Here is a 22,913-nt window from a genome sequence, read left to right as displayed (position 1 = left end):
TAAGCTACTGTTACTGGTCGAAGCGGGCTCTTTCCTGCTTTTCCACTTCTGAAAGCCTTTTCAGTTTTAAGCCGAGTTCTTTGCCTCGAGAGCGGGCATACAGAATATTGCCGGCGAACGCAACGGAGGTGAGCAGTAGCTCCACCAACGCCAACATTCTTTCCCCACCATCGACATACAAAATGGTCAACGCGTGCAGGAAGTAAAGCATCAGGACAAAATTCGCCCAAGCGTGAGTATAAGGTTTCCCAGCTAGGATTCCCGGTAGTGGAAGAAGCAACGGGATGCACCATGCAATCGCAAGGGTGATGTTACTGACATATGGATGCGGAGACAGCGTCCACTGCCACAGTGCGACCCATACTAATAAAGCCAAGTTACCAAACAATGCCAGTAAGCGAAATTGCTTAGTTCGAGATGTCGTTTCCATAGTGAATCTCACTGTTTAAGTTTTAGGGCGGTCGCCGCTAATCTGGCACCAAGTGCCCGTGCTAATTCGGCTTCGTCGCGCTCGAGTGCTGAATTGTGTTCGGAGGCAACGCTGGTGGCTCCGTATGGAGTCCCTCCCGCTCGGGTAGTATGTAAAGCCGGTTCAGAATAGGGGATACCCAATACCATCATTCCATGGTGGAGTAACGGCAACATCATCGTTTGTAGGGTGGTTTCTTGGCCGCCGTGCATACTGGATGATGAAGTAAAGACGCAGGCAGGTTTATCGATCAAATCACCTTTAACCCACAGCGTGGTGGTTTGATCCCAGAAGTGCTTCAGCGGTGCAGCCATATTGCCAAACCACACAGGGCTGCCCATCGCCAGCCCATCACAATTGGCCAGCTCGTCAAACGTGACGACTGGTTCACTGGCATCACTAGAGTGAGAAGTCAGATCTTCGACGGTTCTGAGTACGGCTTCGCAGCCTGGCTGTGATTCAATACCGCGCGCAATTTGGCGCGCGATCGCTTGAGTCGAGCCATGTCGGCTGTAATACAGTACGAGTAGCTTACACATTAGAGAATGTCTAGAACTTGCTCTGGTGGACGACCATGCTTTGCTTTGCCGTTAGCGATAACAATTGGGCGCTCTACAAGCTTTGGATTTTCTGCCATTGCTTGGAATAACTCTTCGTCAGAAGCTACTGCGAGGTTCAGTTCTTTGTAAATAGCTTCTTTAGTGCGCATCATGCCGCGAACAGCGTCTAGCTCTAACTGGCCGAAAATGGTTTTAAGTTGCGCGACATTAAGTGGTGTATCTAGGTACTTAATGATTTCTGGTGTAATGCCTTTTTCTTCAAGTAACGCAAGAGTTTGACGGCTTTTTGAGCATTTTGGGTTGTGATAAATCACGACTGACATAGTGTTCTCCACTGCTGTATTTTTTATTGGAGTGATAAGAATCGATCTCTTTGGACCATAAGTTGGTCGATACGTGCATCGTATCGAGCTTGTTTCAAACTCCCAAGTTCAGCAATTTGGCTTGCTTGAGAGTAATATTGAATCGCTTTGTTCCAGTTTGCCTTCAGAGCCAGTATCTCTGCTCGAGCTGCTAAATCTTCATCTCCTCGAGCAAGTGCAATATTGGCTTCCGACAGTAAATGCCACCCATTGATATCGTTCGGGTTGTCGTGTGTATAGCGTTGTAACACTCGGATTGCATCTTCGTATTTATCTTGTTTCAGCAACACGTTGGCATAGTTAATGGTTAATACTGGGTTACTCGGCTTAGAGGACAACGCTTTTTCTAGCATGGTTTGCGCGGTACTTGCTTCTTTTTTTGCAATGTATAAATCAGATAGCGCATCTAGATAGAAGTTATTGGTTGGGTCCTGCTTGCTCAATTCAAGTAAGATTGGCTCTGCTTGGTCGAGCTTTTTAGTGTCCAAATACACCAACGCTTTGCCGTATTGGAATGCTGGAACAAGTTCGGGTTTGGCTTTCTTTTCTGTACGATCTAACCAATCCAATGCTGCTTCGCCCTCAATGCCTGCATATCGAGCAACGATTCTGGCGCGCGCTAAGTGGTAATCCAAGGCTGGTTGGATGCGCATTGGAGGGTAGTGCCTTGCACGCTCACGGCTGTCGGTAATACGATCTTCTGGTAATGGGTGAGTCAGCAACATTGGTGGCGGTTTGCTTGCGTAACGGTATTCATCGGCTAAACGGCCAAAGAAACGGGGCATGGCTTTAACATCGAACCCTGCTTTGGCTAATGTTGCGATACCGAAGCGGTCTGCTTCTTTCTCATTACTGCGGGTATAGTTAATTTGGCTTTGCATGCTGCCGGCGGTGGCCGCGGTTATTGCCGCCATACCGGCTTCTGGAGAAGCAATGGCAAGCAGCAGAGAACCTGCCAACGCAGCGATAGTAGCAGGAGAGCGACGCGCTTGATCTTCCATGCTTCGAGCCAAGTGCCTTTGCGTTACGTGCGCAATTTCGTGGGCAACAACAGAGGCTAGTTCACTCTCACTTTGCGCATGTAAAAACAGGCCAGAGTGCAGGGCGACATATCCGCCAAAAAACGCGAATGCGTTGATGTTGCGATCGCGAATCATGAAGAAGGTAAAAGGCGTTTTTACGTCGTTTGCGTTAGCGACCAGTCTATGACCTAAGTTATCGATATATTCGTTCAGAACTGGGTCATTGACGATGGGTTGGCTGTTACGGAGCATACGCATGTACGCATCACCATAGATCAATTCTTGATCTATAGTCAGAGTTCCTCCCGCTGTGGTGCCAATATCAGGTAGTTCAATATCGTTGGCGACAGACAGCGTCGGACTGGCAATCGCAGCGGCAACACAAAGGCAGACAAGGGAACGAGCGCGTTTAAACATATTGGCTAGTGATACTCCGTATTCATATTCTGTATAGACACTTTAGAAGTGGTTTGGTTTCCGTAATCAGGCAAGTTTATGATTTTGAGTGAATTGTAGCGGTGTCCGTCTTCCATTTCGATAACTACCGTGTCAAATATTTGTGATCACGTATATTTGGCACTTGAAGGGTTATCACATCAACAGAAACATAACTTGAGTTTGTTTGGTACGTAAAACTCTATACAATGACCCTCCTATAATAAGCATCGAGCTAAAGAATGAAACCCAATATTCTGGATTTGCGCGAAGAGCGTTGCCCAATGGCGTTATTACTTGCGAAGCGTCACATTGCAAAGCTTTCGAACAATGAGGTTGCGACTCTCTACATCTCAGACCCAAGCTCAAAACGCGATATAGAACGCTTTCTTCAATCAAAATCTTATAAAATTGAATGTGAAGACAACTCTGAATTTTGTGCCATGCAAGTGACAAAGGAAGCTTAGTTTAATGTTTGAAATGGTGAATCGCTGGTATAAGCGTCGTTTTTCAGACCCACACGCGGTCAGCCTAGTGGCGATTCTGCTGTTTGGGTTTATTACCATCTACTTTTTTGGCAACTTGATCGCTCCATTGTTAGTCGCGATTGTGTTGGCTTACTTACTTGAGTGGCCAGTGACTCAGCTATCGCGCTTTGGTGTGCCGCGAACCTTATCGGTTATTTTGGTGATACTGACCTTCACTAGCGTCATGATTCTTGCGGTATTTGGGTTGGTTCCGACGATTTGGCAGCAGGTCGGCAACCTCATCAACGATATCCCAAATATGTATTCTGGCTTGCAGAACTTTATTGCTACCATTCCAGAGCGATACCCTGAACTCGCTAATTTGCAAATTGTCGAGTCATTGGCAACCAATGCAAAAGACCAAGTTATTGGTATGGGAGAAAGTGTTGTTAAGGGCTCTTTAGCTTCATTGGTCAGCATCGCCACATTGGCTGTTTACCTGATTCTTGTGCCGTTGTTGGTGTTCTTCCTGCTAAAAGACAAGCAAGAGATGATCTCCATGGCGAGCGGTATCCTGCCACGCAATCGTAAGTTGGCGACGCAGGTATGGCATGAGATGAACCAACAAATCTCAAATTACATCCGTGGTAAGGTGCTCGAGATCTTAATTGTTGGTGGGGTAAGTTACGTTACTTTCGCCATTCTTGACCTACGTTACTCAGTGCTACTTGCGGTCGCCGTTGGCTTCTCTGTGTTAATCCCTTATATCGGGGCAGCAGCGGTTACTGTGCCTGTGGCGATAGTTGGTTTGTTCCAATGGGGGTTAACACCACCTTTCTATTGGCTACTGATTGCTTACGGCATTATTCAAGCGTTGGACGGTAACGTGTTGGTGCCAATTTTGTTCTCTGAAGCCGTTAACCTACACCCAGTAGCGATTATTGTTGCCGTGTTGGTGTTCGGGGGACTTTGGGGATTCTGGGGTGTGTTCTTTGCGATTCCACTCGCAACTCTAGTTAAAGCAGTATGGAATGCATTGCCAGACTACGAGGAACACAACCCCACCTAATTGCATCTTATAAGCTATTGTTAAAAAGCTCTTTTGGTTGTTAATCAAAGGAGCTTTTTTTTATATCTGACCAACTGTACTACACTACTATTGAGTAAAAAAATGTGTAAAAAAAGCTCATGTTTTTTACAAGCCTGTCGATTTAGCGTATAACGTCTCAAAAAAAATTTAACAACGATAGAAGTCGTGAGAGCCCATCTCACGTGCCGAACAAGGAATACTATGAAATTTATGCATAAGGTTGTAGGGGCTGCTTCTGCGCTCTTGTTAACGACCGTTGCTTTGCTGTCTATCCACCAGATTAACACTGTCGAAAAAGAAGTAGGTAAACTGGTTCAGGGGGCATTTAAGGAATTAGTTGCTGGTGTACAAAGTACCGTTGTAGCGTCAATGTCTAAAAGTCGCTCATTAGCTGAAGCGACGCAAAGTGTTGTTGAGATCGCTCCACAAGACATGGATTACATCGAGAAAGTTATTCATTCACCAACTCTAATCAATAACTTTATTTCTGTTGGTGTGGGTTACGAAACCTCGAAAGATAAGTTTATTACCAACGATGATTGGATCCCAGATGCGAGCTACGATCCTCGTACTCGTCCTTGGTATCAGCGTGCTAAAGCAAGCGGCTCTATGGTGATTACTGAACCATATGTCGACGCATCAACTAAAGCGGTGATTATTTCGATTGGTGTGCCAATTCGCGATCAAGGTCAGTTTGTTGGTGCGATGTTCTTCGATGTAGAGCTAACTGGACTTGCGAAACTGGTTAACGCTATTGATTTGTTTGGTGCGGGTGAAATGTTCATTACAGCGGCAGACGGAACCATCATCGCCCACCCAACCGAAAGTCTAAACGGTACTAAGTTGGCGACGGTGATGCCTAGCGTTCAAGTGCAAGCTGGTCAAAGCGAGCATGTCATTGATGACAAACCAAGCATTGTTCACATGGAAGAAGTTCCAGGTGAAAACTGGTATGTGGGTGCTGTGCTGGATAAAGAAAAAGCTTACCAAGCAGTATCGGCCTTGAAACGTGATTCGATGATTTATGCTGTCCTTGCCGTTGTAGCAAGTATTGCTGTCATGGTTCTCCTACTAAACTACCTAATGAAACCTCTGGGCGTGTTAGATGCGGCAATTAAAGATGTAGCGTCTGGCCAAGGTGATTTGACTAAGCGCTTAGATACGAATACTGATCCAGAGTTTGCAGAGCTAGCGAAAGGCTTTAATACCTTTACCGAACAGCTACAACAACAGATCACGCAATCGAAAGCGATTGGTGCTGAAATTATGCGTGGGACTGAAACGACCGTACAAGGTGCCGAGCAGTCGGCGGAAGCAATGCGCAGCCAGCTACAAGAATTGGAGCAGCTTGCAACGGCCATGCATGAAATGGCAGTAACAGCGACCGAAGTAGCAAACAATGCGCAAGGTGCGGCTTCTGCAGCGAAAGATGCCGATGACGCTACCGAGGTTGGCTCTCAAGTCGTAAATGAAACTACTATTTCGATCGATAACTTGTCGGCTCGTATTGACCAAGCTGTTGAAGAAGTTCATGGCCTTGAATCTGCGACTGCGAATATTGAAACGATTTTGAAAGTGATCAACGACATCGCTGACCAAACTAACTTGCTTGCGTTGAACGCTGCAATTGAGGCGGCTCGTGCTGGTGAGTCAGGTCGCGGTTTTGCGGTGGTAGCGGATGAAGTTCGTACTTTGGCTCAACGTACTCAAGAGTCAACGACTGAAATTCGTAGCATGATTGAGCAACTACAAGCGGGTGCGAGCTCGGTATCAGCAGCGATGAACGAAAGTAAGACAACAGCTGTGGACGCGGTAGATAAAGCTCAAGCGGCAAATGCTTCCCTGCAGCGTATTCGTGATGCAATTCAACAGATTTCCGACATGAACCTACAAATTGCTTCGGCAGCAGAAGAACAAAGTTTGGTCGCAGAAGAAATCAATAACAATACTGTGAAAATTAAAGACCTGTCGACGCAAGTGGCAGAGTCTGCTGAGAATGCAAATATTGCAATGCAAGTTCAAACTGAGAACGTGCGTGAGCAAGATGCAATTCTTAACAAGTTCATCGTTTAAATCCTTGGACGGTATTCTCGAATAAGGACGTTGTTAAATGTAAAGCGCCAGTCTAATGACTGGCGCTTTTGTTTTTAGATGAAGGTACAGACGTGTTATCGCTCAATTAATACAGAACGACTTTGTAATCAGTGTTGGTTTGAGACTCAATTGAAGAAAGGCAGTATCAGGTTTTGCTGATACTGCCTTTTATTTTTTAGAAGCAACTATACTTTTATTGATAAACCACTAAGTGCGCCAACAAATTGAAGAAAAATGACTTTAGAGGTTTGTTATCAGGTCGATACAAAGTGCGAAGAATAACAATAATAAATGGCATATATATTAATTGAGGGAATCTATGAAATTTAGTCAGAAAATAGTTGCTGCATCTTCTGTCTTGCTACTTGTGACTGTGTCGTTACTGACTGCTAAGCAGTACTTCACTATGCAAGCTGAAGTGAAGAAACAAGTTGAATCCAGTGTGACAGAAATTGTGAATGGAGTGCGCGATACCGTCTCCTCAGAGATTGAAGGTCGAAAGTCAATTGCTGCTTACTCAACGAGTATGTTAGAGCTTGACCTTTCACCAAACAAAATTCGAGATGTAATTTCAAGACCTGTTGTTAAAGATACGTTTTTGCTTGCAGGAATAGGGTTTGAGAACGATGGTTCACATGTTAGTAATGACCCTAGCTGGGACCCTGGTGCGACATGGGATCCACGTGCCCGCCCGTGGTATATCGATGCAAAAAATGCAGGAAAATTGATCATCACCGCTCCTTATGCAGACTCTGCCACCAATGAAATATTGGTTTCTATTGCGACTCCGGTGCGAGATGCAGGTAAGTTTGTTGGAGCAATTTTCTATGATGTTAGTCTCGCAGGGCTTGCAGATATCGTAAATAAGGTGAAGTTGTTTGATGCTGGGTACGTGTTCATTGTGTCTGGGGACGGAACGACGATAGCGCACCCTGATAAAGAGAAGAATGGTAAGCCGCTAAGTAGCTATATGCCCAATGCGGAAATTAAAGATCTTACACAACATATAGAGCTGGATGGTGACTCCTATACGTTGAACTTTGCTGTAGTTCCAGGTGAAGACTGGTATGTGGGTGTCATTCTCGACGAAAGTATTGCTTACCAGTCAGTGAACGATTTACGAAGTAGCTCGATTGTTTACACCATCATTGCAGTGGTTATCAGTGTCGTCATATTGCTTGTATTGATTCGTTCTCTTATGCGCCCTCTTGGGACACTTAATGAAGCTATTCAGGACGTAGCATCAGGGCAGGGCGATCTTACTAAACGTTTAGATACTAATACAGACGCAGAGTTTGCCGAGTTAGCCAAAGGCTTTAATACCTTTACAGAAACACTTCAGCAGCAAATTACTCAATCCAAAGCGATTGGTGCTGAGATTATGCGTGGTACTGAGGCAACCGTTCAGGGGGCGGAACAATCAGCGGAAGCGATGCGCAGTCAGCTACATGAGTTGGAACAATTAGCGACGGCAATGCATGAGATGTCGGTGACGGCAACTGAAGTTGCAAACAATGCTCAAGGTGCAGCTTCTGCTGCGAAAGATGCCGATGAGGCGACTGAAATGGGTTCTCAAGTCGTTAATGAAACCACGATTTCGATTGATAACCTTTCTGCCCGTATCGATCAGGCTGTTGAAGAAGTCCATGGGCTAGAGTCGGCGACAGCGAACATTGAAACGATCTTGAAAGTCATCAACGACATCGCCGATCAGACCAACTTGCTCGCGTTGAATGCTGCGATTGAGGCAGCGCGTGCTGGTGAATCAGGCCGCGGCTTTGCGGTAGTTGCAGACGAAGTTCGTACTTTGGCGCAACGTACTCAAGAGTCAACGACTGAAATTCGAAGCATGATTGAGCAGTTACAAGCGGGCGCAAGCTCGGTCTCGGCGGCGATGAACGAGAGCAAAACAACAGCGGTTGATGCGGTAGATAAAGCTCAAGCGGCAAACGCCTCTTTACAGCGTATCCGAGATTCAATCCAACAGATTTCAGACATGAACCTACAGATTGCTTCTGCAGCGGAAGAGCAGAGCTTGGTAGCGGAAGAGATCAACAACAATACAGTGAAGATCAAAGACCTATCGACTCAAGTAGCGGATTCAGCAGAGAACGCAAACATAGCGATGCAAGTTCAAACTGAAAACGTCCGCGAGCAAGATGCTATTCTGAACAAGTTTATTGTTTAGAGCTTGAATAGCATTATTGAACCGGATTGCCACTAAACAAAAAAGCGCCAGTCTAATGACCGGCGCTTTTATTTTTAACCGAAGCAGCGCTTATGCGTTTTCGTTTAAGTAATCTAAAACCACTTCGTGGTGAGTTTTAGTTTTAAACTTATTGAAAACATGTTCAATCACGCCTTCTTCATTGATTAGGAAGCTAATGCGGTGCAGGCCATCGTATACCTTGCCCATAAATTTCTTCTCGCCCCAAACACCGAACTGGTCCGCAATAGCGTGGTCTTCGTCAGACAGTAAAGTGAAGTTTAGGTTATCACGCTCGATAAACTTACCTAAGCGTTTTACAGGGTCGATACTCACACCTAGAACCACAACATTATGAGCATCTAGCTCTGCTTTCGTATCGCGAAGCCCTTGAGCTTGCACGGTACAGCCTGGAGTCATGGCTTTAGGGTAGAAGTAGAACAACACTTTTTTACCCGCGAAGTCGCTAAGGGAAACGGTGTTGCCGTCTTGATCTAATAGAGAAAATGCTGGAGCTGGCGTACCTGCTGTCAACGTATTCATTGCGATTCCTTTTTATAGACTGTTTTTTATAAAGTTGAGCGAGCCTTGAACATCAAGGGATTGGCAAAGTGCATCAAATTCTTCTTGGAGTTGCATCAAGTTACAGCCAGAGTCCACGGAGGCGGTAAGAGCAATATGGAATTGGTCTTTCTCTGATTGAACTTTCGATTTGCTGATGGTTTGAGCACTTAAAGAGCCGAGGCCGATATCTTTATCGGCGAAAAACTGAGTGAATTTTTCAGTGAGTCCTACTTGGTCATCTGACTCTACAAACACTTCTATGGTGTAGGCATTGTCGATAAGATCGTGCGTTGAGGTACGTTTCATCATCGTGATGAGGTCGTGTTCTTGACCAAGTAAAGGAAGAGTGGTTTCGACGCGAGAAATGCCATTAGCATTCCCTGAAAGCAACATGATAAGCGTAAACTCATTGCCAAACAGAGCAATACGGCTATCAACAATGTTACACCCCGACTGGGTCACTAAATGGACGACCTGATTGCAGATGCCTGGGCGATCCGTACCGACCGCGGTGATGACGAGATGTTGGGTCATATGTTTGCTTATTTGATGTGGTCATTAATAAGCATGTTAGCACAGTTGTAGCGGAGAAAAACGCGAGGCCAAGCCTTTTTATCGTGTATCACATGAGCTAATGACGTCACGCTGACAAGACAACCAAATATGGCGGTATAACTAATGGCGATCTTGGCGATTCATGCCAAACCTCTAACATCTGATAATTATTCACTCATTTAGGTGATTTAAGCGAGTTTATTTCCTTGTGTTTATCAATCGCCTTACAGTACCATGCAAAAAGAATCAATATAGGGAGAAAGACATGTTTTCAGGAAGTATAGTGGCGTTAATCACACCGTTTAACTCAGACGGTGAAGTAGATTTCATCAGCCTGAAAAAGCTGGTGGATTTTCACGTGGCAGCTGGTTCAGACGGTATTGTTGCGGTCGGAACAACAGGCGAGTCCGCAACGCTAACCATTGAAGAGCATGTCAAGGTAGTCACTAAAGCGGTCGAGTTTGCGGATGGTCGAATTCCAATTATTGCGGGAACAGGCGCAAATGCAACTCACGAGTCTGTGACATTTAGCCGTTTGCTGAACAACTCTGGTATCGCTGGTTGCCTAAGCGTAACACCGTACTACAACAAACCAACTCAAGAAGGTTTGTACCAGCACTACAAAGCCATCGCAGAAGAAAGCGATGTACCTCAGATTTTGTATAATGTACCTGGCCGTACAGCGGTAGATCTACACCCAGATACGGTTGCACGCCTTGCTGAGATCGAAAACATCGTTGCACTGAAAGATGCGACAGGTGATTTAAGCAGAATTGCAACTCACCGTGAACTTTGTGGTGAAGATTTTATCTTACTAAGTGGTGATGACAGTACTGGTCTTGAATTTGTTAGACAAGGTGGCCACGGTGTTATCTCTGTGACAAACAACATTGCTGCTGAAGATATGGCGACAATGTTCCGCTTAGCAAAAGAAGGCAAGTGGGAAGAAGCAGAGATCATCAATCAACGCATTATGCCACTGCACAAAAACTTGTTTGTCGAATCAAGCCCAATCCCAGTGAAATGGGCTGCACACAAAATGGGTCTCATTGCTGACGGTAGCTTGCGTCTTCCTTTGACTGAGCTTTCAGAGCAAGCGAAGCCTATCGTTGCACAAGCGATGACAGAAGCGTGCATTTACTAATGTTTGTGTAGCCAGAGCGTATATGCTCTGGCTCTTTTAGGAGTTTCAATGAAGTTTTCTAATCAGCTAGTTATCAGTTCACTAGCTGTTTTTGTTTTGAGCGCATGTTCTAGTGATCCGTCTCAACGTCGTCAGGCGAAAGACGATTTCGAATATCTGAACACAGCCGATATGCAAGAGTGGACGCTACCTGAAGGCGTTGATGTAAAAACCTATCCTAACTACCAGATCCCTGAAGGGGAGTTCTCTGGTGGTATTGGTAAGGAAGTGGATATTCGTCCACCTCAACAAGTGCTGGAGTTGATTCCGGGCGCTCGTGCGGAACGCCAAAATAGTGAAACGACCTTATGGCTGCTACGCAAAGAAGAGATGGATAAAGTGTGGCAAACCACACTAACCATGTTAAGTGAACGCAAGATCAACCTGTTGGAAAACTCAGAAAACCGAATTGAAACCGATTGGGTTAGCTGGGTATCAGAAGATGAGGATGTGAAGATCGGTAGCCGCTACGAGATGACTCGAGTAGAAGCAAATAACCGTTACGGGTTTAAGATTTCACTTATCGATTGGCGCGAAGGCGGTAAAGAGATGCCTGTCTCTACCACCAACAAAGAGCGTTACAATGCGTTAATGACCAACTTAGTAACAGCTCGATACGATCTCGACTTGAGAGAAGAAGCGCAGCGTAAAGCGCAAGAGCTAGTGAAAACTATCCCAATTACAATGGGTACCGACCGCAGTGGCTTCCCAGTTATTATCGCTCGTACTCCATATAACGTACTTTGGCCACGCTTGCCTGAAATCCTGAATCGAATGGGATTCACCATTGAAGGCCGTAACCAATCTCAAGGTACAATTACAGCTAAGTACGCGGAACCGGATAGTGAATTCTGGGAAGGCGTGGGTGTGAAGCCTTATGATTTACAAGGTCTTAACTATACTTTCCTATTTGGTGACCTAGGTAACCGTACTTCAATCAACATTACTGATGTTAACGGTAAGCCAGTTGAAGAGCAGATACTGAAAGATATGGTACCAGTGCTGGCAGCAATGGCAGACAAAGAGTCGAAGTAAAAGCGATTCACATACAAAAAAAGGGACTATCTAGTCCCTTTTTTCGTTTTCTTCTTCTGCGCGCCTAGCTTTATCGAGTTCGTTGAGTCGATCGAGCTGATCCTTTTTTTCCATCTGACCAAATTTCATTTTTGCCGTGTATTTCAAAGCCGCGATGTTACCGACAATGATTCCTACCACGATGATCGAGATGACCCAAGGGTTAGTAAGTAGTTCCATTACAACTTCACCTGATTTACGTTGCTAATGTATTGATTGTAGATCTGTTGTAGCTGAGAGAGAACACTTTCGAGCCCCAAAATGGGAGCCGCATGTAGTTGTTGCTCAAGAATATCGAGGGTCAACAGAGATAAACAAGTATGGCTGGTTTCCACATGACTAATATGCCATGGCTCGATGGCTACTCCTCCACGGTCTAGATCGTAGGGAAAATAAAAGCCAAATTTCGACAGGTTATCACTGAGCCACAGGTAAAACTCTTTTTGGTGGCCGGTTTGGTATTCCCATGGCTCAAGCTGTAGCAGAACTCCTTCGGGAAGAGCGCTTCTATCAAAAACATCAAACTCACAACCCCAATGATGACGACTCGCTCCCGGAAGGGCAGACCAGCGCAGTATTGCCATTACGCGCTCATGTTCGGAAAGTTGTTCGATAGGAATGGGTTTGCTGTTGGAATCTAGAATCGGGCTGACGCCAGACATTTTATTATTCCAGATTTCAGATTGTCTCTGATAACTTCGAAATCCACTGGCGATGTTGAAATTAAAGCCAGCTGCATCAGCGGCTGACTTCAATGCCAGTAGATCTTGGCTGACTTGCTCATGGACCAGAAACTCCTTTTGACCAACTAGAGTCGGCGTTAGGTGGGTCTGAAGTTGTCCAGTCAGTTGTTCAGGAGTCATAGGTCCCTCAGTGAGCAAAATCGCCCTTGTTACCCTAGAAGGTTCTCTAGTGTTTTTTGGTACATGTCAGTGAGTTTTTCTAGGTCTGGCACACTGACACACTCGTTTACTTTATGGATGGTTGCGTTGACTGGGCCTAGCTCGACCACTTGAGCACCCATTCTGGCGATGAATCGGCCATCCGATGTACCGCCAGTTGTCAGCAACTCCGGCTTCTTGTGATTGACTTCATCGACAGCGTTGACCACCGCTTCTAGTAAGTCTCCCGTACCAGTTAGGAATGGGTGACCGCTTAGCGTCCATTTTAAATCGTAATCTAAACCGTGAGCATCGAGTGTAGAGTGAACTCGGCGTTTGATCTCTTCATCTGTCAGTTCTGTACTGAAACGGAAGTTGAATTGAACATCAAACTCACCAGGAATGACGTTAGATGCGCCAGTACCTGACTGCAGGTTTGGGATCTGGAAGCTTGTCGGTGGGAAAAACTCATTACCATCATCCCATTTTGTCGCAGCAAGCTCTGCTAAAGCAGGTAGAGCTTGGTGTACTGGGTTATTGGCAAGGTGCGGGTAGGCAACATGGCCTTGCGTGCCTTTTACGCGCAAGTCGCCGGTAATAGAGCCGCGACGGCCGTTTTTCACTACATCGCCGACTGCGTGTGTACTGGACGGTTCACCCACAATACACATATCGATTTTTTCATCACGAGCCATGAGTGTATCAACCACGCGGGTTGTGCCGTTAATGAACGGGCCTTCTTCATCGGAGGTGATTAAGAAGGCAATTGAACCTTTGTGGTCAGGGTTTTCGGCAATGAATTGTTCCACTGCAACAACCATACATGCAAGCGAGCCTTTCATATCTGCTGCGCCACGGCCATGCAGATGGTCATCGATAATGGTTGGTTCGAAAGGAGGTGTGTGCCACTGTTCACGTGGTCCAGCTGGCACCACATCTGTGTGGCCTGCAAAAGCAAATAGTGGGGCTTCGTTGCCACGACGAGCCCAGAAATTTGTGGTGTCTTCAAACACCATCACTTCAATTTCAAACCCCAGCGCTTTTAGGCGATCAATCATCACCTCTTGGCAGCCAGCATCTTCTGGAGTTACGGATTGGCGGCTGATGAGGTCTTTTGCGAGAGCCAAAGTCGGGCTATCTGTCATCCTTGAATTCCTTTAAATAGTCATTAGTTGAATAGAGGTTATAGGGTTTGGAATCAGTCATGTTGAACTGCTCGATACTCGAATTAGGAGAAAATCGTGCTGTACTGATCCGCTTTGAATCCAAGGTGGTATTGGTTGTTTACCAACAAGATAGGACGTTTAATCATCGCTGGTTGTTCAACAAGTAGTGCGATTGCATTTTGCTCATTGAGAGAATCTTTCTGTTCTTGAGTCAATTGGCGGTAAGTGGTGCCGCGCTTGTTCAGGACATTTTCCCAACCTAGTTGCTGACAAAACTGGGTCACCATGTCTGTGTCGATTCCTTGTTTACGGTAATCGTGAAATTCATAGCTTACGCTTTCTGCTTCGAGCCACTTCTTGGCTTTTTTGATGGTATCGCAGTTAGGGATGCCATACATGGTAATACTCATAACGTTCCTTTGAATGCTGTGTTTATTTGTTATCAGCAAATCCTATCAGGAAGCGAATAAGAAGCAAAACAGACAAGTAAATATTTTGCAGGCTAAAAAAAATACGTTTCAAACTGTTACGATCGGCCAGTTATTGATCGAACTCAACACCTTGAAAGCCAAAACAGAAATAATGGGTATGCACAGTAATAGGAGGTGTCAATGGAATTGAGTCCTGTTTTTGCAAGGCGTTTATACTTAGCTCTGTTAGTAGAAAGCCTTGAAAGGCCAAATGTGCCTAAACTTATCGAGAAAACGGGGTGGCCTCGTCGTACTATTCAAGATGTACTAAAAGCGCTGCCTGGGATCGGAATTGAACTTATGTTTGTCCAAGATGGACGACGTCATAATGACGGCTATTATCAGCTGTCGGATTGGGGTCCCTTTGACAGCCAGTGGGTGTTAGAGCGCCAAAGTGACATTGCCGAGAGTCTCGGGTTTCGTGCATAAGCCAGCGTTCGCTGGCTTTTTCTTTATTCGCCTTAGTTACACTTGTATGCGTTAGCAAACACAGTAAACGACGTAGCAAAATCTTGTGGGTTGATCATGTAAAGGGTGTCTGCGCCCATGGTGTAAGCTTGACTCTTAAGGTCGTTTATCGCCCCTCGGATCATCACATCATTCGGGAAGAACAGGTAGCTGTACCAATGACCTTCGCTGCCTGTTAAGTCTCCTAACCACTCACATTTTCCACCATCAAACTGCCCATCAATACGTACTTGAATGCTATCTGCGCCGTTTGAGAGTTTCGCTACAGGTGTGGAGCAGCCTGTCAGTGTGGTTGCTGCGAGAGCGAGAGCAAAGAGTGTTTTCTGCATCCTGTTGTGTCCTTATTGCAGAGTGATGTAGGCGATAAACCCTATCCAGCTCACCGCAAGTAGAGCCCATGGCAACATACTTGGCTTTTGCTCTGAATGGGTGGAGTTTATCTCTTGGTCAATCACGGGGCTGTCTTGTTCATTCGCTTTGGCTTTCTGAGCTTTCTTCTTCGCTTTGTCAGCCTGACGGTTTTTCTCTTTTTGCTGTTTCTTGTACAGCGCGATGCCTTTTTCTATCCCTTGAGCAATCAAGCGCGTTTGTTCTTTGCTTTGCCCTGGTTTTTGAGTGGCTTTGGCAATTTTTGCCGCTTCTTGTTGTGATTGTTCCGATGGAACGACTTTCTTTTTCATCAGATTAACTATTGCGTGATCAAAGTTATTTATAGACTACCACGATATACTTTGTGAAGTATTACAAAGATATATGTATGAAGGGTGTGTCATGGCGGTATGGACAGTAGTGGCAATGATATTAATGGGGGTGTTTATCGGCTCTCTCATTGTCGCAAGCCAAAAAGATAAGTGGTCGGCGCTAAAGTTTGTCTCTTTGGCGGCTGTGTTTGCTATTGGATTACTCTTCATCGTGCGAGGAACGCCACCAAAAAATGACCAAGCTGATACCGCTTCGATGACACGCCAAGCGTTCATGCTCGATATCCAAGATAAGCTGACTGAAAACCCTAATGACTCAGAGCTGTGGTTCCAGCTTGGCCATGTGTATTTGCTTGAAAACGATTTTCGAGCAGCAAGAACCAGCTTTGGTTATTCGATTCGCCTCTCGCCTGAACCTTCTGCTAGCCAACTTGCTGCCCTAGCATCAGCGCTTTATTACCTGAGTTCGCAATCCATGAATGAAGAGGTCACACAGCTATTAGATGCGGCCCTGTCGCAAGAGCCTTATAATCCAACGGCATTGATGCTAATAGCCAATGACCATTTTGTCAGCTTTCGTTATCAGCAAGCTATCGATACTTGGGTCAAGCTGTTGGACTCACAGCAACGCGACCTAGATCGAGTGACCATTATTAATAACATCAACCGAGCCAAACAGTTGTTAGTGACTCAACAGTAAAAACAGTTCGACTGTCGCCAGCAATGCCAGAGCAATTGTTAAGCCTTTCCAGAATAGAACTGGGTTTCGTTGCATGAGCGGCTGTTCACTTAGCTCTTTTTGTAACCTCGGGTTTGGGCTAAACACATCGGTGATGAACTCGCTAAGCACAGGATAACGAAGCGCACTTTTAGGGTGGCAAGCTTTTTTAAAAGTTAAGTTTAGCCAGTCAGGAAGATCTGGACGGAATGTGCTGAGTGGACGGTAGTCCCATGTTTGATGGCGAGCAGATTGAACGGTAAGTCCAGTCGTTTCTTTATAGGGCAATTGCCCAGTTAACATTTCATAGCCGATCACCGCGACAGAAAAGAGATCGGATAGAATCGTGGCTCTTCCATGTTGTAAATACTCTGGTGCAATGTAGTTTGCTGCGCCGAGTGGCGCTTCTTCTATGTTGGTTCTTTGTGCTATGTCAGTTCTTTGCGCTTCTTCCAATCCACTCACCAGTGTGGCACCAAAATCAATCAGTTTTATCTTACCGCTTGCTGTCACCATGATGTTTTCGGGTTTCAGGTCTCGGTGAATCATGTCTGCTCGTTGGAATACACGAACGGCCTTGATGATTTCTTCGAGGAGCTTTCGAACCTTGTCTAAGCTTGGCTGTGGGTTGTCTAGCATCCACTGCCGTAAGGTTATGCCGTTTATGGGTTCACACAGTTGGTAGTTGAACTTGGAGTGTGGGGGAGAAGGAAAGACTTTCATGACACGTTCATTATTGAGCTGAGTCCCAACCCAGTATTCGTTGGCGAATGCCGTTAAGTAACTTTGGTCTTCGGTATAGTGCAATGAAGGGCATTTCATCACGAATGTTCGGTCTGTGGTGGCATCGAATACCTCGTAGACGTGGCTTCTTGAGCCAGCATGGAGCACCTTGGTGACTAAGAAGTCGTCAATGCGATTGTTTTCTCTCAAAGCCGGTGGGATTGCGCGTTTGGCTAATTGTTGTTGATGCTCCAGTAGAGAGTTGCTGGGCAGAGTAAGGGTATCGAGTAACAAGCAGCTTAGGTTGTCGCTGCTGCCATTCGAAAGTGCTTCATTACAGATATCTTGCGCGAGTAGTTCAAGGTCGTCAGCGTCTCGTGAAGCGATTTCTGACAACGTATCGTAATCAATAAAGTCATGTACGCCATCAGTGGTGAGTATAAAGCGGTCACCACATTTTAGTGATACGGTTTGGTGGTCGACTTCAAGGGTGTTGTCCATCCCCATGGCGCGAGTTAAATACTGGCCTTTGCCAAAGTTTGTGCGCTGGTGGTCTCGGGTGAGTTGATGGACCTTTTTATCACGGATTCGATAAATTCGGCTGTCCCCAACATGAAACAAGTGAGCCGAGTTAGATTTGAAGATGACCGAGCTGAATGTAGTCACTAGGCCATTATGCTTAAGATCTTGCTTAGCGCCCTGATGAAACAGCCAGGAGTTTAATGCACTTAAGATTTTTCCTGCGGAGTGCTTGGTACTCCAACTTTCTGGTGTGGCGTAGTAATCGGTGATGAACTGTATTGTAGTGGTATGGCTGGCTTTTTGGCCGTGGTCACTGCAGCTAACCCCGTCGGCGATACACGCCACAATCCCTTTATGTTCCAGCTCAGCATTGTCGCTTGGCGCTTTAACTAGAAAGGCATCTTGGTTTTCGTCACGTAGCCCCTGTAGTGAACAGCCCCCGAAGCGCATAGTTAATTTGCTTGCGACGGGGTTGCTATCAACTTCGTTTTGTTTGGTCGTGCGCATTACATTCATCGTAGACGGCCACCGTTTAATAAGTAAGTGGGCAAACTGGGTGAGAACAAAAGCTCTGAACGTATCAGGCTTGAACAGAGCTTTTGAACGATATTGCGCTCTCATCCATGAGAGTGCGGCCCATAGGCAGAGGCAATATCCCCCCGATTATTGATGTTAGTGAGACACGTCGATCATAGTGACGCTGCCATCTTCGTTTACTTCAGCAATTTGCCCATTTGGTTCTTCCATAATCAGTAGCGTTGCAAAGCCAAGTACGGCCGTTGCGGCAATCACATAGAAGAATGTTTGATAATCAACGAATGACAGAACTGTAAGGTAAACCACAGCACCCACATTACCGTAAGCCCCTGTCATACCAGCAATTTGCCCGGTCATACGACGTTTGATTAGCGGTACGGTTGCAAATACGGCCCCTTCACCTGCTTGGACGAAGAACGAACAAGCCATGGCCGCAGCGACAGCTAACCAGATAGGCCACTCACTACCAACTTGCCCCATTAGGAAGTAACCGACCGCAAGACCGGCTGTTAAGATGAGTAGAGTTGGTTTACGACCGAACTTATCGGAAATCCAACCACCACCAGGGCGAGACATCAAGTTCATGAACGCATAGGCAGAAGCCACCATGCCTGCAACAACAGGGGATAGCTCAAAGGTTTCAGAGAAGAACAAAGGAAGCATAGACACAACCGCAAGTTCTGAGCCGAATGTAGCAAAGTAGAGGACATTCAGTACTGCAACTTGCTTGAACTTATAACGATGAATTTCTTCGACTGGTTTTTCAAACACGGTTTTATTGACTTTCCATACTTGGCTAACTTCGTATAGGTACAGTGCAGCTAACCCAGCATAAATCGCGTTGACCATTGTATCGCTAAGCATATTGATGCCCGATGGAGATAACTTCCATGCAAGCAAAGCAAGTGCGGCGTACATTGGAATCTTCATGATCAACAGGAAGAAGAAGTCACCTTTTGAAGTCACTTCCATCGCAGACAAATGCTTAGGTTTGAAATAGGTTGACCCTTTCGGAGTATCGGTAACGCTGCGGTAGAAAATCACTGAGAATGCAAGACTCATTAAGCCAGTGATGCCGACGGCGTAACGCCAACCGTCTTCCCCGCCAAATAGCACTGCAACAGTGGGTAGAGTGAATGCGGCTGCCGCAGAACCAAAGTTACCCCAGCCTCCATAAATACCTTCTGCTGTGCCGAGTTCATTGTGTGGGAACCACTCAGAAACCAATCTAATACCGATTACGAAACCAGCGCCAATGAAGCCGAGTAGAAAGCGAGCAATAGCCGCTTGCATGAAAGAGTCGGCCAGCGCAAACATAAAACATGGGATGGAACAAATCGCGAGTAGCGCTGAATAGACTAGCCTTGGGCCATATTTATCGGTGAACATGCCGATCACAACACGAGCAGGAATAGTGAGTGCGACATTTAAGATCAGCAGTGTTTTGATCTCTTCGGTTGATAATCCGAGTGATGTTTTGACCATTTGCAGTAGTGGAGCAAAGTTAAACCACACCACAAAGGTGATAAAGAATGCCATCCAACTAAGATGCAGGACTTTCATTTTACCTGTAAAAGACAGCAGCGAAAATTTTGTACTTTCCATAGTGATAATTCCTTGTACCGTTTGTAGGCTATAGAGTCAGGCGTTATGCCGCAAGTTCTGTTGGAACTTGAACTTGGATTACGCCGCCTTGTTCACGTACTGAGTACGGGGTCAGTTGGAACTCGGGCTCTTCTAAGCAAACTCCGGTTTCTAAGTTAAAGTGCTGCTTATACAAAGGGGACGCGACACAAGGTTGGCCCTCAATAGAGCCAATGATTCCTCTCGACATCACATTGGCTTTGCCAATTGGGTCGTAGTTCGACAGCGCGTAAAGCTTAGCGTTGCGCTCGCAATAAAAAATAGCGACCTGTTGCTGGGCAATTTCAGCACACACGCCCGTATTGGGGACAAGGTCTTGGGTATGACAAATAGTTAACCAATTTTCCATAATGATCTCCTAACCAGAATTTGATTGAGTTCCACAGTGAGGTGAGCGAGTAACGCAAATCTCACTGTGGTAAGGGATTAGTTGACTTCCACTACTTCAATAGCGGTTTCTGAATCTCTGAGCCCTTGTTGAGCAGGCTCTGGGAAGCGTTGTTCACGTAGCGTGACAAATTTAAGGCTGCTGTCACCGTTATCCGAGTTAACAAAGTGTTTGAAGCGCTTGAGTTTTTCTGGGCTCTCGATGGTGGTCTTCCACTCACATTGATACTTGGCAATGTTTTGAGCCATTTCACCTTCAAGTTCTTGCGCTAAACCAAGCTTGTCCTCGATAACGACTTGTTTGAGGTATTCGATACCACCCTCTAGATTTTCGAGCCAAACGGATGTGCGTTGCAGACGGTCGGCGGTGCGGATGTAGAACATCAGAATTCGGTCGACGTATTGAATCAGAGTGGGAATATCAAGGTCAGTGGCAAACAAGTCGGCGTGACGTGGGCGCATGCCACCGTTACCACACACGTACAGGTTCCAACCTTTGTCGGTTGCAATAATGCCGATGTCTTTAGATTGCGCTTCAGCACATTCGCGAGTACAGCCTGAAACAGCAAATTTGAGTTTATGAGGGGAACGGAGCCCCTTGTAGCGATTTTCGATGTCGATAGCGAAACCGACACTGTCTCCCACACCGTATCGACACCAAGTACTGCCGACACAAGATTTCACAGTACGGACAGACTTTCCGTAAGCATGGCCGGTCTCAAAACCCGCATCAACCAGCTTTTTCCAGATCAGTGGTAGTTCGTTGAGCTGCGCTCCGAAAAGATCAACTCGTTGCCCGCCAGTAATTTTGGTGTAAAGGTTAAATTCTTTAGCAACTTCGCCTAAAACGATTAATTTATCTGGGGTGATTTCTCCTCCAGCGACACGGGGAACCACAGAATAAGTCCCATCTTTTTGCATGTTACCAAGGTAGATATCATTGGTGTCTTGGAGTTCTAAATGTTGGTCTTCTAGAATGTAATCGTTCCAGTATGAGGCGAGAATGGAACCCACTGCAGGTTTGCATACACTACAGCCTAAACCTTGCCCGTGGCTTTCTAGCAACTGGTCGAAAGTACGGATTTTATTTACGCGGATAATGTCGCTCAATTCTTGACGCGAGTATGCGAAGTGTTCGCAAATATCGTTGTTAACTTCAACACCTAAGCTGCTTAATTCACTGTCTAAGACTTGCTTAGCAAGAGCACTACAGCCACCACAGCCTGTCGATGCATTGGTGCTTTCCTTTAAAGCTGACATGGTGGTGCAGCCTGCGGAAACGGCCTCTTTGATGTCACCTTTGGTCACATCAAAGCACGAACAGATGACGGCGCTATCTGGTAATGCATCGATTCCCATCGCTGAAGAATCGTCGTCGGCGACATTGGGTAGAATCAGTACCGAAGGGTTTTCCGGTAGTGGCATATCATTTTGTTTCATCTGTAGCAGCGTGCCGTATGCATCGGCATCACCGACCAGAACCGCCCCAACGATTTTTTGTTTGTCTGCTGAGACAATCAAACGTTTATAGACTTGTTCTATTTCGTCGTTATAGGTGTAAGACAGTGCGCCTTCTGTTTGATCATGCACTTCACCAATACTGGCTACATCAACACCTAACAGCTTCAATTTAGTGCTCATGTCAGCACCGGTAAACTCAGTGCTGATCTCATCGCTAGCAAGAATATGCTCAGCCGCTACTTTGGCCATTTGGTAGCCTGGTGCGACGAGGCCAAAAATCTTATTGTCCCATAAAGCACATTCACCGATAGCGTACACATCTTGGTGGTTTGTCTGGCAGCGGTTATTAATCACAATGCCGCCGCGTTCTCCAATCTCAATATCGCTGCTGCGCGCCAGTTCATCTTGCGGGCGGATACCAGCAGAAAAAACAATCATGTCTGTTTCTAGGTGACTGCCATCAGCGAAGTTCATTCGGTAGCGCGAGCTTTCCCCAGCAATGATCTCTGTGGTGGCTTTTTCGGTGTGTACCGAAACACCCAAGGCCTCTATTTTGCGTTTAAGTAGAGTGCCGCCACCTTGATCAAGCTGCACTGCCATTAATCGGGGAGCAAACTCCACAACGTGAGTGTCCATGCCGAGGTTTTTTACTGCATTGGCTGCTTCAAGCCCTAGCAAGCCGCCGCCGATAACCACGCCACTTTGGCTTTGCTTACTCGACTGCTCAATCGCATCGAGATCTTCAATAGTGCGGTAGACGTGGCAGTGCTCTTGGTCATTGCCCGGGATTGGAGGCACAAAAGGGAAAGAGCCTGTTGCGAGGACTAATTTGTCGTACTGTTCTGTACGTCCATTTTCAGTGACAACTTGCTGTTTGTTGGTATCAATCTGCGTCACTTTTTCATTGACCACGAATTTGATGCCATTCTCTTCGTAGTAGAGCTCATCGGTCAGCGATAAGTCTTCAATTGTTTTGCCTTCAAAGTAAGAGGTGAGTTGAACGCGATCGTAGGCAAGCCTTGGTTCTTCTGAAAAGGTAATGACTTCAATATCATCGCGGTTAGCTTGAATAATAGACTCAATAAACTTGTGTCCGACCATGCCGTTACCAACGACTACAATCCTTTGTGCTGTTTTCATGTCTGCTTCCTTAA

24 protein-coding genes are annotated in these 22,913 nt (G+C 46.0%); 8 read left to right on the top strand and 16 right to left on the bottom strand.

Annotation, left to right across the window (positions count from 1 at the left end; all coding sequences use genetic code 11):
* Window positions 1-10 precede the first annotated feature (10 nt).
* From ACXABW_RS10955 to bepA, 4 genes are read right to left on the bottom strand one after another with little or no spacing between them, the layout of a single operon-like run.
* On the bottom strand, window positions 11-430 hold the full coding sequence (locus ACXABW_RS10955) for a DUF2069 domain-containing protein (protein ID WP_457522700.1): 420 nt from the start codon (window positions 428-430) through the stop codon (window positions 11-13).
* Between the two features lie 8 nt (window positions 431-438).
* On the bottom strand, window positions 439-1,008 hold the full coding sequence (gene wrbA / locus ACXABW_RS10950) for an NAD(P)H:quinone oxidoreductase (RefSeq protein ID WP_265687890.1): 570 nt from the start codon (window positions 1,006-1,008) through the stop codon (window positions 439-441).
* The gene (gene arsC, locus ACXABW_RS10945; RefSeq protein WP_457522698.1) at window positions 1,008-1,352 is read right to left on the bottom strand and encodes an arsenate reductase (glutaredoxin); all 345 of its coding nucleotides are present in this window, start codon (window positions 1,350-1,352) and stop codon (window positions 1,008-1,010) included. The genes wrbA and arsC overlap by 1 nt, the downstream gene beginning before the upstream one ends.
* A gap of 23 nt (window positions 1,353-1,375) precedes the next feature.
* Window positions 1,376-2,830 carry a beta-barrel assembly-enhancing protease gene (bepA, locus tag ACXABW_RS10940; RefSeq protein ID WP_457522697.1) on the bottom strand — a complete coding sequence of 485 codons (1,455 nt, stop codon included), beginning with the start codon at window positions 2,828-2,830 and terminating at the stop codon, window positions 1,376-1,378.
* 260 nt (window positions 2,831-3,090) lie between these two features.
* On the opposite strand from bepA, the gene ACXABW_RS10935 reads away from it, so the two are divergent.
* From ACXABW_RS10935 to ACXABW_RS10920, 4 genes are all read left to right on the top strand, one after another.
* Window positions 3,091-3,315, top strand: a complete 225-nt coding sequence (locus tag ACXABW_RS10935) for a sulfurtransferase TusA family protein (RefSeq protein WP_457522696.1) — start codon at window positions 3,091-3,093, stop codon at window positions 3,313-3,315.
* A 4-nt stretch (window positions 3,316-3,319) separates the two neighbouring features.
* Window positions 3,320-4,384, top strand: a complete 1,065-nt coding sequence (locus tag ACXABW_RS10930; RefSeq protein ID WP_252027758.1) for an AI-2E family transporter — start codon at window positions 3,320-3,322, stop codon at window positions 4,382-4,384.
* A gap of 222 nt (window positions 4,385-4,606) precedes the next feature.
* A complete protein-coding gene (locus ACXABW_RS10925) occupies window positions 4,607-6,478 on the top strand; it encodes a methyl-accepting chemotaxis protein (RefSeq protein ID WP_457522694.1) in 1,872 nt (623 codons plus the stop codon).
* Between the two features lie 340 nt (window positions 6,479-6,818).
* Window positions 6,819-8,687: a methyl-accepting chemotaxis protein gene (locus ACXABW_RS10920; RefSeq protein ID WP_457522693.1), complete on the top strand. Its 1,869-nt coding sequence runs from the start codon at window positions 6,819-6,821 to the stop codon at window positions 8,685-8,687.
* Window positions 8,688-8,777: 90 nt separating this feature from the next.
* Here ACXABW_RS10920 and bcp read toward each other — a convergent pair whose 3' ends face one another.
* Window positions 8,778-9,248, bottom strand: a complete 471-nt coding sequence (gene bcp / locus ACXABW_RS10915) for a thioredoxin-dependent thiol peroxidase (RefSeq protein ID WP_457522692.1) — start codon at window positions 9,246-9,248, stop codon at window positions 8,778-8,780.
* A gap of 12 nt (window positions 9,249-9,260) precedes the next feature.
* Window positions 9,261-9,803 (bottom strand): glycine cleavage system protein R, encoded by a 543-nt coding sequence (locus ACXABW_RS10910; protein ID WP_252027753.1) that lies wholly within the window; start codon window positions 9,801-9,803, stop codon window positions 9,261-9,263.
* Between the two features lie 286 nt (window positions 9,804-10,089).
* On the opposite strand from ACXABW_RS10910, the gene dapA reads away from it, so the two are divergent.
* On the top strand, window positions 10,090-10,968 hold the full coding sequence (dapA, locus tag ACXABW_RS10905) for a 4-hydroxy-tetrahydrodipicolinate synthase (protein WP_252027752.1): 879 nt from the start codon (window positions 10,090-10,092) through the stop codon (window positions 10,966-10,968).
* A gap of 48 nt (window positions 10,969-11,016) precedes the next feature.
* Complete coding sequence (gene bamC / locus ACXABW_RS10900) at window positions 11,017-12,042, top strand: outer membrane protein assembly factor BamC (RefSeq protein ID WP_457522691.1); 1,026 nt, start codon at window positions 11,017-11,019, stop codon at window positions 12,040-12,042.
* 30 nt (window positions 12,043-12,072) lie between these two features.
* Here the strand turns inward: bamC and ACXABW_RS10895 are convergent, their stop codons facing one another.
* The 4 genes from ACXABW_RS10895 to ACXABW_RS10880 form a co-directional block, all read right to left on the bottom strand.
* On the bottom strand, window positions 12,073-12,261 hold the full coding sequence (locus ACXABW_RS10895) for a DUF2897 family protein (protein ID WP_252027750.1): 189 nt from the start codon (window positions 12,259-12,261) through the stop codon (window positions 12,073-12,075).
* Window positions 12,261-12,944: a M15 family metallopeptidase gene (locus tag ACXABW_RS10890; protein ID WP_457522688.1), complete on the bottom strand. Its 684-nt coding sequence runs from the start codon at window positions 12,942-12,944 to the stop codon at window positions 12,261-12,263. The genes ACXABW_RS10895 and ACXABW_RS10890 overlap by 1 nt, the downstream gene beginning before the upstream one ends.
* A 29-nt stretch (window positions 12,945-12,973) precedes the next feature.
* Window positions 12,974-14,107 carry a succinyl-diaminopimelate desuccinylase gene (dapE, locus tag ACXABW_RS10885; RefSeq protein WP_457522687.1) on the bottom strand — a complete coding sequence of 378 codons (1,134 nt, stop codon included), beginning with the start codon at window positions 14,105-14,107 and terminating at the stop codon, window positions 12,974-12,976.
* A gap of 83 nt (window positions 14,108-14,190) precedes the next feature.
* Window positions 14,191-14,538: an ArsC family reductase gene (locus ACXABW_RS10880; RefSeq protein ID WP_252027747.1), complete on the bottom strand. Its 348-nt coding sequence runs from the start codon at window positions 14,536-14,538 to the stop codon at window positions 14,191-14,193.
* Window positions 14,539-14,739: 201 nt separating this feature from the next.
* Here ACXABW_RS10880 and ACXABW_RS10875 point away from each other — a divergent pair, with 201 nt between their 5' ends.
* A complete protein-coding gene (locus tag ACXABW_RS10875; protein WP_252027746.1) occupies window positions 14,740-15,027 on the top strand; it encodes a winged helix-turn-helix domain-containing protein in 288 nt (95 codons plus the stop codon).
* 32 nt (window positions 15,028-15,059) lie between these two features.
* Here the strand turns inward: ACXABW_RS10875 and ACXABW_RS10870 are convergent, their stop codons facing one another.
* Window positions 15,060-15,395: a DUF4156 domain-containing protein gene (locus ACXABW_RS10870; protein WP_457522685.1), complete on the bottom strand. Its 336-nt coding sequence runs from the start codon at window positions 15,393-15,395 to the stop codon at window positions 15,060-15,062.
* A gap of 12 nt (window positions 15,396-15,407) precedes the next feature.
* Window positions 15,408-15,746 (bottom strand): DUF2956 domain-containing protein, encoded by a 339-nt coding sequence (locus tag ACXABW_RS10865; RefSeq protein ID WP_457522684.1) that lies wholly within the window; start codon window positions 15,744-15,746, stop codon window positions 15,408-15,410.
* A gap of 91 nt (window positions 15,747-15,837) precedes the next feature.
* On the opposite strand from ACXABW_RS10865, the gene ACXABW_RS10860 reads away from it, so the two are divergent.
* Window positions 15,838-16,467 carry a tetratricopeptide repeat protein gene (locus ACXABW_RS10860; protein WP_457522682.1) on the top strand — a complete coding sequence of 210 codons (630 nt, stop codon included), beginning with the start codon at window positions 15,838-15,840 and terminating at the stop codon, window positions 16,465-16,467.
* On the opposite strand, the gene ACXABW_RS10855 is transcribed toward ACXABW_RS10860, so the two are convergent.
* The 4 genes from ACXABW_RS10855 to nirB all read right to left on the bottom strand — a co-directional run bounded on the left by ACXABW_RS10855 (window position 16,450) and on the right by nirB (window position 22,899).
* A complete protein-coding gene (locus tag ACXABW_RS10855) occupies window positions 16,450-18,237 on the bottom strand; it encodes a protein kinase domain-containing protein (protein WP_457522680.1) in 1,788 nt (595 codons plus the stop codon). The genes ACXABW_RS10860 and ACXABW_RS10855 overlap by 18 nt on opposite strands.
* A 165-nt stretch (window positions 18,238-18,402) precedes the next feature.
* Window positions 18,403-19,872, bottom strand: a complete 1,470-nt coding sequence (locus ACXABW_RS10850) for a NarK family nitrate/nitrite MFS transporter (RefSeq protein ID WP_265687661.1) — start codon at window positions 19,870-19,872, stop codon at window positions 18,403-18,405.
* 43 nt (window positions 19,873-19,915) lie between these two features.
* Window positions 19,916-20,260: a nitrite reductase small subunit NirD gene (gene nirD, locus ACXABW_RS10845; RefSeq protein ID WP_252027740.1), complete on the bottom strand. Its 345-nt coding sequence runs from the start codon at window positions 20,258-20,260 to the stop codon at window positions 19,916-19,918.
* Window positions 20,261-20,337: 77 nt separating this feature from the next.
* A complete protein-coding gene (gene nirB / locus ACXABW_RS10840; RefSeq protein WP_265687663.1) occupies window positions 20,338-22,899 on the bottom strand; it encodes a nitrite reductase large subunit NirB in 2,562 nt (853 codons plus the stop codon).
* Window positions 22,900-22,913 lie beyond the last annotated feature (14 nt).

Source organism: Vibrio paucivorans (assembly GCF_054053395.1).
This window is presented reverse-complemented; position numbering and strand designations above follow the sequence as displayed.

Excerpts from the sequence above, each read along its gene's own strand:
- ACXABW_RS10955 (WP_457522700.1), bottom strand. The coding sequence starts at position 430 with ATGGAAACGACATCTCGAACTAAGCAATTTCGCTTACTGGCATTGTTT.
- wrbA (WP_265687890.1), bottom strand. The coding sequence starts at position 1,008 with ATGTGTAAGCTACTCGTACTGTATTACAGCCGACATGGCTCGACTCAA.
- arsC (WP_457522698.1), bottom strand. The coding sequence starts at position 1,352 with ATGTCAGTCGTGATTTATCACAACCCAAAATGCTCAAAAAGCCGTCAA.
- bepA (WP_457522697.1), bottom strand. The coding sequence starts at position 2,830 with ATGTTTAAACGCGCTCGTTCCCTTGTCTGCCTTTGTGTTGCCGCTGCG.
- ACXABW_RS10935 (WP_457522696.1), top strand. The coding sequence starts at position 3,091 with ATGAAACCCAATATTCTGGATTTGCGCGAAGAGCGTTGCCCAATGGCG.
- ACXABW_RS10930 (WP_252027758.1), top strand. The coding sequence starts at position 3,320 with ATGTTTGAAATGGTGAATCGCTGGTATAAGCGTCGTTTTTCAGACCCA.
- ACXABW_RS10925 (WP_457522694.1), top strand. The coding sequence starts at position 4,607 with ATGAAATTTATGCATAAGGTTGTAGGGGCTGCTTCTGCGCTCTTGTTA.
- ACXABW_RS10920 (WP_457522693.1), top strand. The coding sequence starts at position 6,819 with ATGAAATTTAGTCAGAAAATAGTTGCTGCATCTTCTGTCTTGCTACTT.
- bcp (WP_457522692.1), bottom strand. The coding sequence starts at position 9,248 with ATGAATACGTTGACAGCAGGTACGCCAGCTCCAGCATTTTCTCTATTA.
- ACXABW_RS10910 (WP_252027753.1), bottom strand. The coding sequence starts at position 9,803 with ATGACCCAACATCTCGTCATCACCGCGGTCGGTACGGATCGCCCAGGC.
- dapA (WP_252027752.1), top strand. The coding sequence starts at position 10,090 with ATGTTTTCAGGAAGTATAGTGGCGTTAATCACACCGTTTAACTCAGAC.
- bamC (WP_457522691.1), top strand. The coding sequence starts at position 11,017 with ATGAAGTTTTCTAATCAGCTAGTTATCAGTTCACTAGCTGTTTTTGTT.
- ACXABW_RS10895 (WP_252027750.1), bottom strand. The coding sequence starts at position 12,261 with ATGGAACTACTTACTAACCCTTGGGTCATCTCGATCATCGTGGTAGGA.
- ACXABW_RS10890 (WP_457522688.1), bottom strand. The coding sequence starts at position 12,944 with ATGACTCCTGAACAACTGACTGGACAACTTCAGACCCACCTAACGCCG.
- dapE (WP_457522687.1), bottom strand. The coding sequence starts at position 14,107 with ATGACAGATAGCCCGACTTTGGCTCTCGCAAAAGACCTCATCAGCCGC.
- ACXABW_RS10880 (WP_252027747.1), bottom strand. The coding sequence starts at position 14,538 with ATGAGTATTACCATGTATGGCATCCCTAACTGCGATACCATCAAAAAA.
- ACXABW_RS10875 (WP_252027746.1), top strand. The coding sequence starts at position 14,740 with ATGGAATTGAGTCCTGTTTTTGCAAGGCGTTTATACTTAGCTCTGTTA.
- ACXABW_RS10870 (WP_457522685.1), bottom strand. The coding sequence starts at position 15,395 with ATGCAGAAAACACTCTTTGCTCTCGCTCTCGCAGCAACCACACTGACA.
- ACXABW_RS10865 (WP_457522684.1), bottom strand. The coding sequence starts at position 15,746 with ATGAAAAAGAAAGTCGTTCCATCGGAACAATCACAACAAGAAGCGGCA.
- ACXABW_RS10860 (WP_457522682.1), top strand. The coding sequence starts at position 15,838 with ATGGCGGTATGGACAGTAGTGGCAATGATATTAATGGGGGTGTTTATC.
- ACXABW_RS10855 (WP_457522680.1), bottom strand. The coding sequence starts at position 18,237 with ATGCGCACGACCAAACAAAACGAAGTTGATAGCAACCCCGTCGCAAGC.
- ACXABW_RS10850 (WP_265687661.1), bottom strand. The coding sequence starts at position 19,872 with ATGGAAAGTACAAAATTTTCGCTGCTGTCTTTTACAGGTAAAATGAAA.
- nirD (WP_252027740.1), bottom strand. The coding sequence starts at position 20,260 with ATGGAAAATTGGTTAACTATTTGTCATACCCAAGACCTTGTCCCCAAT.
- nirB (WP_265687663.1), bottom strand. The coding sequence starts at position 22,899 with ATGAAAACAGCACAAAGGATTGTAGTCGTTGGTAACGGCATGGTCGGA.